Origin of the sequence: Halomonas sp. ML-15 (assembly GCF_014779595.1) — a bacterium.
Lineage (GTDB): Bacteria > Pseudomonadota > Gammaproteobacteria > Pseudomonadales > Halomonadaceae > Franzmannia.
This window is the reverse complement of sequence record NZ_JACXZT010000019.1, coordinates 1,442,103-1,455,507: the sequence shown is the minus strand read 5'-3', so window position 1 is coordinate 1,455,507 and position 13,405 is coordinate 1,442,103. Positions and strand designations below refer to the sequence as shown.

8 protein-coding genes are annotated in these 13,405 nt (G+C 62.6%); 3 read left to right on the top strand and 5 right to left on the bottom strand.

All coding sequences use genetic code 11. From position 1 onward, the window contains the following. Both IEI94_RS22685 and IEI94_RS18415 read left to right on the top strand, forming a co-directional pair. Positions 1-3,532 (top strand): type I secretion C-terminal target domain-containing protein (locus tag IEI94_RS22685; protein ID WP_224750195.1); only part of this gene is annotated, 3,532 nt, incomplete at its 5' end. Positions 3,533-3,623: 91 nt separating this feature from the next. After that, the gene (locus IEI94_RS18415; RefSeq protein WP_191168706.1) at positions 3,624-3,959 is read left to right on the top strand and encodes a tryptophan synthase subunit beta like protein; all 336 of its coding nucleotides are present in this window, start codon (positions 3,624-3,626) and stop codon (positions 3,957-3,959) included. Positions 3,960-3,995: 36 nt separating this feature from the next. On the opposite strand, the gene IEI94_RS18410 is transcribed toward IEI94_RS18415, so the two are convergent. From IEI94_RS18410 to IEI94_RS18390, 5 genes are all read right to left on the bottom strand, one after another. Then, entirely contained in the window at positions 3,996-5,918 is a 1,923-nt protein-coding gene (locus tag IEI94_RS18410) for an EAL domain-containing protein (protein ID WP_191168705.1), read from the bottom strand. Positions 5,919-5,979: 61 nt separating this feature from the next. Beyond that, a complete protein-coding gene (locus tag IEI94_RS18405) occupies positions 5,980-6,684 on the bottom strand; it encodes a transglutaminase-like cysteine peptidase (protein WP_191168704.1) in 705 nt (234 codons plus the stop codon). 64 nt (positions 6,685-6,748) lie between these two features. Continuing rightward, complete coding sequence (locus tag IEI94_RS18400; protein ID WP_191168703.1) at positions 6,749-7,927, bottom strand: cation diffusion facilitator family transporter; 1,179 nt, start codon at positions 7,925-7,927, stop codon at positions 6,749-6,751. A gap of 11 nt (positions 7,928-7,938) precedes the next feature. Then, a complete protein-coding gene (locus IEI94_RS18395) occupies positions 7,939-9,120 on the bottom strand; it encodes a 1-acyl-sn-glycerol-3-phosphate acyltransferase (RefSeq protein WP_191168702.1) in 1,182 nt (393 codons plus the stop codon). Continuing rightward, entirely contained in the window at positions 9,117-10,070 is a 954-nt protein-coding gene (locus IEI94_RS18390) for a recombination-associated protein RdgC (RefSeq protein WP_191168701.1), read from the bottom strand. The genes IEI94_RS18395 and IEI94_RS18390 overlap by 4 nt, the downstream gene beginning before the upstream one ends. Positions 10,071-10,454: 384 nt before the next feature. Between IEI94_RS18390 and gyrA the strand changes: the two genes are divergently transcribed. Continuing rightward, a complete protein-coding gene (gene gyrA / locus IEI94_RS18385; protein ID WP_191168700.1) occupies positions 10,455-13,121 on the top strand; it encodes a DNA gyrase subunit A in 2,667 nt (888 codons plus the stop codon). Positions 13,122-13,405: the final 284 nt, after the last annotated feature.

Below are 13,405 nucleotides of genomic sequence, written 5' to 3'. Positions count from 1 at the left end.
CGACCCGAACGGCTACTACGCCATCGACCCGGCCACCGGCACGGTGACCCTGACCGCGGCCGGCGCTGAGCACGTCAACGACGGCGGCGACCTGCCCACCGTTGACGTCACCGCCACTGACGGGTCGAACCGTCCGGCCAGCGATACCGCCGAGATCGGCACCATCGCCGGGCCGTCGATCACCCTGACCGGCGGCGATGACCTGCTCGAAGGGCTGGCCGAGGAAGGCAACGAGGTTGCCACCGTCACCGCCAGCAGCGACCCGCTGGGTCAGGGCCTCACCTACGGCCTTACCGACGGCAGCGACCCGAACGGCTACTACAGCATCGACCCGGCCACCGGCACGGTGACCCTGACCGCGGCCGGCGCTGAGCACGTCAACGACGGCGGCGATCTGCCCACCGTTGACGTCACCGCCACCGACGGCTCGAATCGTCCGGCCAGCGATACCGCCGAGATCGGCATCATCGCCGAACCCAGCATCACAGGGTTGGTGGGCAGCGATGTCACGGTCGACGAAGCCAATCTTGCAAACGGTACTAATCCAGATTCGGACGCGTTAACGAAAGTTGGTGTGTTTACCGTGACCGCAGCGTCGGGCGTGGCCAGCCTTACCTTTGGTGGTGACGGTTTCACAGATCAGACGGTTGGGATTGCTGATCTAGAGAACGCCTCCACCAATCCGGTGGAGATAGAAACGTCCAAGGGCGTCCTGTTGATTACCGGCTTCTCTGAGCAGGGGGATGGTAGTTATGAGGTCCGCTATAGCTACACACTGTCTGAAGTCGCAGATCATCCTGAGCCAGACCCAGGCGAAGCAACGCGTGATTTGCTGGCCAAGGATCCCATCACCGTTACCGTGACGGACAGTGCCGGTCGAACCGGTTCCGATAGCATCAATGTGACCATTGTCGACGATATACCTGGCGACTTCATCGCCGATACCGCTCAGCTTCTAGATGGCTTCAGCGGAAACATCAACTTTGCTGAGGTTGCAGGCGCTGATGGAGTGGGTGGCGTGATCTTCACTATCGAAGAGGGCACACCGGCCACGGACCTCAACGGCAACCAGCTACTGCTGGACGGTGAGGCACTGATCTATGGCTATGAAGGTGGCGATCAATCGGTGCTTATCGCCAAGACCGCATCAGGAGAGGTGGGGTTCAAGGTCACGCTGGATGCCGCAGGAGACAGTTATACCGTTGAGGTCTTCGGTAATATCCTCAATGGCACCGAATTTACCGTCAGCATTGGTAGTGGGGTCGGGGGCAGTAATAGCACCGTGTATGGATTGAACGTCGATGATGGGGTTGAGAACAATGACGTTCTTGTCTCGACCGTGGCGGGCGAGACAGTGAATAACAGCGCCGGGAACGGTATCGGTATCTCTGGCGGACAGTCGATCAGCAGTGGAGAAGTCGCGCGCTTCGACTTCGTCAAGGGGCTGGAAGTCGGCGGTAACGGGGGGAATGCCGGGCGGTCGGCTACTTGGGAAGGCAATACCAATATCAGTAGTTTTGCTCAGGCAGTCGCCATCAATGGGCAGCCTGGAGTCACAGCGACTCTTAATTTCCATATTCTCACGGACGTTGTCGCTACCAGTATTGCACAGAATGATGGCATCTCAGGCACTTCTGCGGGTGGTGCCTATGCTCAGCTGAGCATTGGCGATATCAGAATATTCGATACTGATGGAGCGGATGTCACCTCGGAGATGACGATCAGTCAGTCTGGCACTGGCGTGACAGTGAGCGGCATCCAGGATGGCTATACCTATCAGGTCTCCAGTGATTCACCATTTCAGGCGCTTGAGGTCACCGGCGGCGCTGGAGCCGCATTCACGCTTGGAAACTTCAGCTTTGTCGAAGGTGGTTCGTCATCCGGCATAGAGCTTGAGTTTCCCCTGCAAGGGATCGACGGCGACGGTGATGCATCCCAAGGTGTCATCAACATTGGCACACCCGAACCTGACCAGCTGTTCGTAGGCGGTAATGGCGACAACACCTTTGAATCCGAGGGCGGCGATGACCTGTTGATCGGTGATATTGGTGGCAAGAATCTCGTCATTCAACCTGGCCAGAACTACAATATATCTCTTCTCATTGATGTGTCTGGCAGCATGGACGATGCTTCCGGTACTGATGACCTCAGCTTGATGGAGTTGACCAAGCTGTCGCTAAAGAACCTGGCCAACCAGCTTGAGCAGCACGATGGTATCGTCAACGTACAGCTGGTACCTTTCTCGACTCATGCTGAAACGACGGTCAATATACAGAATCTCGATAGCAACAACGTACAGCAGCTTATCGATGCTATCGACACCTTGGGTGCTGGTGGCGGCACTAACTTCATGGCGGCTTTCCAGCAGGCCGTCTCATGGTTCAACGCGCAAAATGGCTTGGGCCTGGAAGGATTCGAGAACCTTACCTACTTCTTGACGGACGGTGACCCGACTTACTCGTATTACAATGGTGAATTGTATGGTCCTGGCACCGAGCCGACTTATTGGGTCATGCAAGACTCGCTACAAGCATTTGCCGATCTGGCAGATATTAGTGGAGTCAATGCCATTGGTATGGGTAATGAAGTCAGCAAAGAGTACTTGCACTACTTCACTACCAACGGTGTCGACGGTGATGCCAGCATCTTCATGGAGAAGAGGATATCCGAGGGTACCGTTAATGATGAGACGGGTGTCTACAATTGGGGTGAAGGTACGATAACGGCACCTGCGGGATCGGTGAGCATTGTGCAGACGGCGGAAGATCTGGCAGCAGCTCTGGAGGGTGGCACAGAGTTCGATGAGCTGGTTGATCTCGGCGACGATATTCTGATCGGCGGCGATGGCGATGATATTATCTTCGGCGACACGATCAACACGGATCATCTGGAGTGGACCAATGGCGACACTGGCAAGATGTTCGCTGCAGGAGAGCATGATGGACTCGGCTATGTCGGCCTTACCGAGTACCTTAAATGGGAGGTGAATGGGGGGCAGGCTGCCGATGATCAGCAAGTTATCGATTATGTTCGTGACAACTGGAGCTCGCTTATCGATAGCGATAGAGCTGACGGCGGATCGAATATCCTCGACGGTGGGGCCGGTGACGATATCCTGATTGGTGGGGCGGGGGATGATGTCCTGGTGGGTGGAGCAGGAAACGACATCCTTATGGGAGGCGCCGGTGACGACGTCTTCAAATGGAATTTTGGTGATCAAGGCGATAGCAGTTCGGCAGCCAATGATGTCGTCACCGACTTTGGTAATGGTGACAATGTCCTCGATATTGCTGATCTGCTGCAAGGCGAAAGCGTCGCTACCATCGATCAATTCGTATTTGCCGAAGAGGATGGTAGCGATACGGTGCTGTACATCAGCTCAGGCGGCAGTCTGGCCGGCGACAAGGATAACGCCGATCAGACCATTCGTTTGGAGGGCAAGTCATTCGGTGACTTCGGGGCAAGCCCAGGGGACAGCAGCGACCTTATTACCAAGATGATCGATAGTGGCCAATTGCATATCGATCAGTAGTATCTTGGTCTAACGTTTGTCCCGGGCCCCGTTCGACAGTGTCGAGCGGGGCCAAGTTGTTTACACTGGGCATGGGGTAAAGGGGCAGTCTATGTACATCAAACGTAACAAGGCCGGTGATATCGAGCTGGTCAGCAAGGTGGCTACGCCAGAGTGTCGTGAAGCAATCGCCGATGATGCGGCTGAACTGTCGGCTTTTCTCGGTCGTGCGGGGGTGCCAGCCGATGGCCAGCATCAGCTACGCCAATCCGACCTCGAGTTCGTGCGGGTACTCGAGGACGTGATCCAGGTGCTGATGGACAAGGGGGTGATCAGCTTTACCGACCTGCCGGATGCGGCGCGCGAGAAGCTGATGACCCGCCAGCATCTACGCCGCCGGGTCAACGATGTGGGGCTGATGGATGATAGCGACAGCGACACCATCTAGCGTTAGTGTCCGCCTGGTACCACTGTCGCGCTAACCTCAGTCTGCCTTGTCGTCTGAGCCTTCGGCTCTTACCCCGGGGCCGGTCACGCCGTCGAGGCCGAGCTCGAACAGGGTCTCGGTTTCATCCGGTTGCGTTACCCCTTCCGCAATGACCAATACGCCCAGCGAGTGGGCAAGCGTCGCCATGCCTCGCAGGATCGCCTGCTGCTCGGGCTGCTCGTCAATGCCAGTGACCAGCGAGCTATCGATCTTCAGGTAGGCGAGGCCAACGTCGTGAAGGTCGGCGAGCTTCGAGAACTCGGGCCCGACGTGCTCGAGACCCATCCGGCAGCCAAACGGCTGCAGCTCGCGGCACAGGCCGCGGAAACTTTCCAGATGATGCACGGCGACCGACTCGGGTAGCTCCAGCCACAGCTTGGCGGCGGCCTGGGGATACTGCCTGAGCAGCGGCTTGATCTCGCTGAGGAAATGGCTGTCGCGGGCGGCCTGGTGGGAGAGGTTGATACCCAACGGTTTGGCGTCGCTGTCGATCTGCTTGAGCGCCGCACTCACCACGGCCAGGTCAAACTCGACGTTCATGCCTAGCCGCGAGATCCATGGCATGAAAACGCCAGCGGGCTGCCAGTGGCCCTGAATCTTCAGCCGTGACGGGCTCTCGTGGTGGATCGCACGGGCTTCGGCGTCGAGTACCGGGTAGTGGCCGAGATACAGGCCCTCGCCCAACGCGGTATCGATGGCGCGGCGCCAGTCGTCGCGGTTGCTGAACAGTGACTGATGCGCGGCACCGGTGGCGATGGTAACGGCGTGGTCGCCGTCGGCTTCGGCCTGGGCCAGGGCGCCGTCCAGGCTGCTGAGCAGCTCGCTGCGGGCGTCGCTGTTGGTAAAGGCGATCAGCGCCATGGGCAGGCCAACGCCCTCCGGCGACTTGTTGGCAAGCGGGTGCAGCTTGGTTTTCAGAGCCTGGGTCAGAGCCTCCAGGTCGTCATCGCCGGGCAGTAGCAGGGCGAAGTCGCTGCCGTTGAGGCGTCCCACATGACCGCCCCCGTAAACGCTGACCAGCTGCTTGAGGGCGCTGGCGACCTCGGCCAGCAAGCGGTTGGTGGCCTGGTGGCCAAGCCGGTCGTTAAGCTCGCTGAGGCGTGCTATGCGCACCATCACCAGGCTGCCCATGCCCTGGCCGCTGTCGGCGTCGAGGGCGCGCTCTAGCTGCTGCATGAAGTGGGCGCGGTTGTCGGCACCGCTGACCTCATCCTGCTGCAGCTTGCGGCGCAGCCGGTCGAGTTTCTCGCTCTCCTGGCCGAGCATGTCGCGCACGGTGGCCGAGAGCAGGTTCATGGCGGTAACCACCTGACGCAGCTCGCGGGTCCGCGGCTCCTCGGAGGTGGTGAAGCGTCGATTGCCGATGTCGCGAGCCTGTTCGATCACCGCGCGAAGTGGACGGCGGATGCTGTGCACGATCCACCAGGCCAGCGCGGCGCTGATCAAGGCCGCCAGAACGAACCAGCCCACCAGTCGCTGGACGTTCTGCCACAGCGAGCGGTAGGCATAGCTGTGCTGGCTCTCCAGCACCACCGTGCCGTACTGCTGCCAGCCATCCTGTACCACCGCCTCGCCGGCGGGAATATCGAATCGCAGCCACTCGACGAACCAGTTCGGCACATCGCCGAGCTGCTCGTCGGCCTCACGGCGGATCTCCACCTCGCCTTCCGGGGAGCGCAGCTCGACGAGGCGATAGTGGCCGGTGTCGAACTGGGCGGCGAGCAGTAGCTCGATGGTGACCGGGTCCTTGTCGAGCTGGCTCATCGACAGCGCCAGGGCATTGGCGTTGTCGGCATTCTTGATGCGCATCTCCTGCTCGGTGTACTGCTTGAGCGAGGTCAGGCCGATCATCAAGCTGCCGCCGAAGGCGAGCAGCAGCAGCAGCAGTATGGACAGCCACAGCTGTTTGATCAGTGACATGGCGGTTGTCTCCCTTGCCTGCGTGGCACGCTACCGGCGGTGGTCTCGTTGATAGGATGTGTCATAGGAACCCCTGGTCCTGCATGCGGCCCAGCACGCTGCTCCAGCGCGACAGCCGCTGGGTAGGGTCGGCGCGGGACTGGGTCGAACCGCCGGCCCACAGGCCCTCGCTGTTGAAACTGAAGACCGGGTCGAGGTCGCTGCGCTGAGTGGCGGGGGTGATCGACGGTACCAGGTTGTCGAGGATGCGCGGCACGGCGCTGGGGGTTTCATAGTAGCCGAGTACCATATGGGCCTGACTGATCTGGCTGCGGCCGATGCGTGCGCGGACGTAGATCATGCGCAGCTGGGCGTTGGGTACGCCGAGTTGACGCAGGGTGATGTACTTGGCGATGGAGTAGTCCTCGCAGTCGCCTTGCCCCTTGCCCATGGTTTCCAGCGGGGTGGCCCAGAAGTCCTCCTGGCCCCAGTTGTCGATGTCATCGACCCAGCGTACGCGGCGATTGAAGAAGTCGTTGACCTCGCGCAGCTGGGTGTCGATATCGGCGCCGGCCAGGCGATCGAGTAGGGCGAACCACTCCTCGAGGACGGCGACACCGCGGCCGCCGTAGCGCGACTGCATGGCGCTACGCAGTCGCGAGGGGTCGAGGTTGCCGGTGGCCGGAGCAGTGGCAAGCCCCAGGCCGACGGCCAGCCATAGCGAAGCAGCGCCGGCCAGAAAACGGCGACGCGAGCAACGAAACTCGCTGGGAACTGGCTTGGCCATGGAGCGCCCTGCGTAAGGCGATATAGTAATTAGTGACGAAACGTCACTCGTTTGACTTAGAGTATCAGGCCTTGCCAGGCCCTTGCCACACGCGCAGGCGGCCCACCCAGCCCAACTCACTGGCGTAATCACGCAGCAGTTCGGCAGCCTGGTCGAGGCTCTGGCCGTCGGGCAACTCGCGGACGAAGATCGAAATATCGATGTGGCTACCCAGGTAGTGCAGGTCCAGCGCCACCCGCGCCTGCCATACCGGCAGCGACGACCACACCTCGTCGAGCTTGCCCTCGACGTCCTCACGCAGTGGCATGCCCGGCAGCAGGCTGGGATCCATCTTGCCCTCGTCGTCTTCCGGGTCGATATGGAAGGTCACGTCGGTCAGGCTCGGGAAACGCTCGCGCAGGCGGCGGCTGACCTCGTTGCCGATCTCGTGGGCCTCGGAGACGGTGACCCGCGGCGGCACCACGATATGGAAATCCAGCAGCACGTGGCCACCCACCGTGCGGGTTCGCAGATCGTGAACGCTGTAGACGTCGGGGACGGCCTCGGCGAGCTCGCGCATCAGACGCTGCTGGTCGTCGGGCAGGGCGGTGTCGACCAGTTCCTGGCTCGACTCCCACAGCAGGTTGGCGCCGATCTTGCCGACCATCAGCGCCACCACTACGGCGGCCACGGCGTCGAGCCAGCCGGCACCGAGCTGGGCGCCGAGCAGTCCGATCAGCACCACCACGGTGGACAGCGCGTCGCTGCGCGAGTGCCAGGCGTTGGCCTCGAGCAGCCGCGACTTGACCCGCTTGGCGACGCCTAGGGTGGCGCGGAAGATCCACTCCTTGGCCAGCAGCGCGACAATGGCCAGGGCAATCGCCCAGCCGCCGGGAGCAGGAATGCTGGTGCCGCCGAGCAGCCGCGACAGGCTGGCCCAGGCGATACCGCCGGCGACGAAGATCAGGATGCTGCCCAGCCACAGTGTGGCCAGGGTCTCGATGCGGCCGTGGCCGTAGGGGTGATTGCTGTCCGGTGCCTGGCGTCCGAAATGGGTGGCGGCCAGCACGAAGCCATCGGTGACCAGATCGGAGAAAGAGTGCACGCCGTCGGCGACCAGCGCCGCCGAGCCCACCATCAGGCCCGCCACCACCTTGGCGATGCCTAGCAGCGCATCGATCGCCGCACCGATCAGGGTGATGCGGTGCGCCTCGCGGGTCTGGGCGCCGCGGTCGGCGGGGCGGTGGTGATGGGCGTGACCCACGCGTCAGTGCCTCATAGCCTGCCGGCGCGGCTGAGCACGGGGTTGGCGTACTGTGCGAGCCACCAGTCGCGCAGATGCGTGGGCACTTGCTCCAGGCGTTGGCGGAACTGCTCGCGATCAGCCTCGGTAACGTCGTCCAGGCAGACCAGCTCCGGGGCCTTGCCGCTGGCTTCCAGCGCCAACTGGTGGCTGGGGAAGAGCCGATAACCCGCCAGGACCTGGCGGTCGATCTCGGCGGCGACCGCCTCGGGGCTGTCGTAGTCGGTCGTCAGCGGCGTACCGAAGGTCAGCTGGATGCGTCCCTTGTCGCCGATGATGCCGGCGACGATCGACTGGATATCCTCGTACTGGACCTTCTGATAGCGGCCCTCGGTGTGCATGGCGTAGAGCTCGTGGGCCTTCTGCACGTCGCAGGGGTCGTATTCGTAGCTGATCGATACCGGCACCACGCGCAGTTCGCCGATGGCGTCGCCGCTGGTGGCGCTCTTGTCGACATGCCGCCGGGCCAGGGTCAACATCTTGATGATCGCCGGATCGGTGCGGTCGATGCCATCCTTGGCGCGGCCCTCGCGCTGGGCCAGCCATACCGAGTGCTGATCCATCGTCAGCGAGTGGCGGATGTAGGCCGAGAGCGCCTGATAGGCGGCCAGCATGGCGCGCTTGCCCTTGGCAGAGCGCGGCACGATAAAGCTCTTGTTGAGCCGCATCAGGTCGTTGACGTAGGGCTTCTGCAGCAGGTTGTCGCCAATCGCGATGCGCACCGTGTCGCGTCCGGCCAGATAGAGCGCGTAGTTGACGAAGGCCGGGTCCAGCGAGATGTCGCGATGATTGCTGATGAACAGGTAGGCGGTGTCATCGTCCAGGGCGTCGAGCCCATCGACCTCGAAGGAGTCGGTGGTGGTGCGGATCATGCGCTGCATATAGCCGGCGATGCGCATCTGAAAATCGTAGACGCTGGTCACGCCGCGCACTTCTCGGCGCACTGCGAAGCCGGCAATGGCGCGCGCCAGGCGCGGTGAGAAACGCGCCAGGCGTGGCAGCTTGAACTGGGTCAGGGCGTCGAGCAGCTCGGCATCGTCGGCCAGCCGCGCGAGCACCTCGGCGACCTCGTCGTCGTGATAAGGACGGATCTTGGCGAACGGGTCCGCTTGGCGAACGGCGTCCTCTGAGGTGGTGGGTAAATCAACAGTCACGATATCGGTGCCAGGGTAGCGGAAACGGATGTCGTCGATTCATGGGTAGCTTCTCCACCCAGCCAGTCAAGCAGCTGTTCGCTGGCGGCGGCCAGCGCCTGGGCCATCAGCACGAAATCCGTTTCCATGCGCAAGATGGCGTCGTCGCCATCGTCGCTGTTGCTGGCTTCGTCGATCAGGGCGTCGCTGAAACGCAGCGATTTCAGCGCCAGGTCGTCGTGGAGTACCAGCGACAGCCGGCCTTCGATCTCCAGCGCCAGGCGGGTTGCCTGGCGGCCGCCGGCCAGCAGGGTGTGGATCTCTTCGCTGTCGAGGTCGACCTGACGCGCGCGCAGCACGCCATCGTCGCCCTGGGCCTTGAGCTCCACCTGGTCGCCGAGCAGCAGCCCCTCGGGCCGCGAGTCGGCGTCGTTGAGCCACTCGGTCATGGCGCGTACAGGCAGGGTCTGACTCGCCAGCGGCGTGACCTTGAGGCTGCCCAGGGTCTGGCGCAGCAGGTCGAGGATCTCCTCGGCGCGCTTGCGGCTCGAGGCGTTGATGCCGATCAGACCGCCGCGGGTATCCCACCACAGGTCGACTTTCTGGCTGCGTACGAAGGCGCGGGGCAGCAGCTCTTCATAGACCTGCTCCTTGATCGCCTGCTTGTCCTTGCGGCTGACCGGCTGCCCCTCGGCGGCCTCGCGGTCAGCGACGCGCTCCTCGACTTCCTCGCGCACCACGCTGGCCGGCAGCAGCCGCTCCTGGCGCAGTGCGCTGAGCAGGCGGTGACCCTGTAGCTCATGCATGTACTGGGTGCTGCGCCGCCCACCCGGCGGGCGCCAACCGAGCCGGGTGGCTTCGCTGCCACCCAGCGGGCGAAAGGCCTGCTCGGCCAGCGCATCCTCCAGCGCGTCGCCGGGGATGCTCGGCGCCTCATGCAGGCGATAAAGATGCAAGTGCTTGAACCACATGGCCAGTCCTGGATGTAAAAGGAGGCACATTATGGCCAAAGGAGGGCGGGGGTGCCAGTAGGCGGGGGAGATCCAGGTCTGGCAGCGCTTCGCACTGCAATCGCGAATAAATTCGCTCCCACAGGGTGAGTGGCGCCAAGGCTAATGTAGGAGCGAATTTATTCGCGATGGGGGCATGGGCCGGCAGTGCTTCGCACTGCATCGCGGTTGAAACCGCTCCCACAGATCGCGACTGAAGTCGCTCCTACAGGGGGAGTGGCGCCAGTATGCCCAGCGGCTGCCTTTGCCTGCGCTCGGTGATATACTCCGGCTCTGCTGTTACGCGGCTATTGCAAAAGCATCTCGTAGCGCCAACCTGTCGCAGTGCAAAGGATTTGACGACCCATGGGTGACATTGCCAGAGAGATTCTGCCAGTCAACATTGAGGACGAGCTGAAGCAGTCGTACCTCGATTACGCAATGAGCGTGATCATCGGCCGAGCACTGCCCGACGTGCGTGATGGCCTCAAGCCGGTTCACCGTCGCGTGCTGTTCGCCATGAACGAGCTCAGCAACGACTGGAACAAACCCTACAAGAAATCGGCGCGTGTCGTTGGCGACGTGATCGGTAAGTATCACCCCCATGGTGACAGCGCCGTCTACGACACCATCGTACGCATGGCGCAGCATTTCTCGATGCGCCACGTGCTGGTCGACGGCCAGGGCAACTTCGGTTCCATCGACGGCGACAACGCCGCAGCGATGCGTTACACCGAGGTGCGCATGGCGCGCCTGGCCCATGAACTGCTGGCCGATCTCGATAAAGAGACCGTCGACTGGGTCGACAACTACGACGGCACCGAGCGTATCCCCGACGTGCTGCCGACCAAGGTGCCCAACCTGCTGATCAACGGCTCCTCGGGTATCGCAGTGGGCATGGCGACCAATATCCCGCCCCACAATATGCGTGAAGTAATCAGCGCCTGCCTGGCACTGATCGACGACTACACCCTGTCGGTCGACGACCTGATGGAGTATGTCCCCGGGCCCGATTTCCCCACCGGGGCGATCATCAACGGCCGAGCCGGCATTCTCGAGGCCTATCGCACCGGCCGCGGGCGCATCTATGTGCGTGCTTGCCACACCATCGAGCATGACGACAAATCCGGCCGCGACCATATCATCGTTACCGAGCTGCCCTACCAGGTGAACAAGGCGCGGCTGATCGAGAAGATCGCCGAGCTGGTCAAGGACAAGAAGATCGAGGGCATCGCCGAGCTGCGCGATGAGTCCGACAAGGACGGCCTGCGGGTGGTGATCGAGGTCAAGCGCGGCGAGTCCGGCGAGGTGGTGGTCAACAACCTGTTCGCCCAGACCCAGCTGCAGAATGTCTTCGGCATCAATATGGTCGCCATCGAAGATGGCCAGCCGAAGATCCTCAACCTCAAGGAAGTGCTCGAGGCGTTCATTCGCCACCGCCGCGAGGTGGTGACCCGGCGCACCATCTTCGAGCTGCGCAAGGCCCGTGAGCGCGGCCACATTCTTGAAGGCCTGGCCGTCGCCATCTCCAATATCGACGAGGTGATCGAGCTGATCAAGGCCTCGCCGAGCGCCGCCGAGGCCAAGGAGAAGCTGCTTGGCGCAGTGTGGCAGCCGGGGCAGGTCACCGGCATGCTCGAGCGCGCCGGCGCCACCTCCTGCAAGCCGGAGGACCTCGAGGAGGGCTTCGGCCTCGATCAGGCCGGTAAGGAGTATCGGCTGTCGCCGGCCCAGGCCCAGGCGATTCTCGAGCTGCGGCTACACCGCCTGACCGGGCTCGAGACCGAGAAGCTGCTCGACGAGTACCTCAGCATTCTCGAGAAGATCGCCGAACTGAGCGAGATTCTCGCCTCCGCCGATCGCCTGCTCGAGGTGATCCGCGAGGAACTCGCCGCGATTCGCGACCAGTTCGCCGATGAGCGGCGCACCGAGATCCAGGCCAGCCACCTCGACCTGCGTATCGAGGACCTGATCACCGAAGAGGACATGGTGGTCACCCTGTCGCGCTCGGGCTATGCCAAGACCCAGCCGCTGTCGGACTACCAGGCCCAGCGCCGCGGCGGGCGGGGCAAGTCGGCCACCGCCATGAAGGACGAGGACATCATCGAGCACCTCCTGGTGGCCTCGACCCACGACACCGTGCTGCTGTTCTCCAACAAGGGCAAGGTCTACTGGCTCAAGGTCTACGAGATGCCCAACGCCAGCCGCGGCTCGCGGGGCAAGCCGCTGGTCAATCTGCTGCCGCTGGACGAGGACGAGTCAATCAACGCCATTCTGCCGGTGCGCGACTACCGCGCCGACAGCTATATCTTCTTCGCCACCGCCAAGGGCACCGTCAAGCGCACCAGCCTCGACCAGTTCTCACGGCCGCGCAGCGTGGGTCTGATCGCTATCGATCTTGAAGAGGACGACCGCCTGGTCGGCGCTGCCATCACCTCGGGCAGCGACCACGCCATGCTGCTGTCGTCCAACGGCAAGGCGATCCGTTTCGAGGAAGGCAATGTGCGTGCCATGGGCCGCACCGCCCGCGGCGTGCGCGGCATGCGCCTGCTGCAGGGCGCCGAGGTGATCAGCCTGATCATCCCCCAGAGCCAGCAGATCGACGCCGAGGCGGATGTCGAGGCCGAAGACGAGAACGGCGCGGTGATCGAGAACGGCAACGGCGGTCAGATCTATATCCTCACCGCCTCCGAGAACGGCTACGGCAAGCGTACCCGCCTCGAGGAGTTCCCGCTGCGCGGGCGCGGTGGCCAGGGCGTGATCGCCATGCAGACCAGCGAGCGCAACGGCTCGCTGGTGGCGGCCATGCAGGTCTACTCCGCCGACGAGATGATGCTGATCACCGACCGCGGCACCCTGGTGCGTACCCGCGTCGACGAGGTCTCGATCACCTCGCGCAACACCCAGGGCGTGATGCTGATCCGCCTCGGCAACGACGAGAAGCTGGTCAAGACCGTGCGTATCGACGAGCCGTCTGATGAGGTGGCTGACGAGGATGCGGTTGGCGATGAGGCAGTTGCCGGCGAAGAGTAGCGCCAAGGCAAATGTAGGAGCGAATTTATTCGCGATGGGGTTGCCCCGGCAGTGCTTCGCACTGCATCGCGGTTAAAACCGCTCCCACAGATCGCGACTGAAGTCGCTCCCACAGGGAGCGGCGCCAAGGCCAATGTAGGAGCGAATTTATTCGCGATGGGGTTACCCGGCAGTGCTTCGCACTGCAATCGCGACTGAAGTCGCTCCCACAGGGAGCGGCGCCAAGGCCAATGTAGGAGCGAATTTATTCGCGATGGGGTTACCCGGCAGTGCTGCGCACTGCA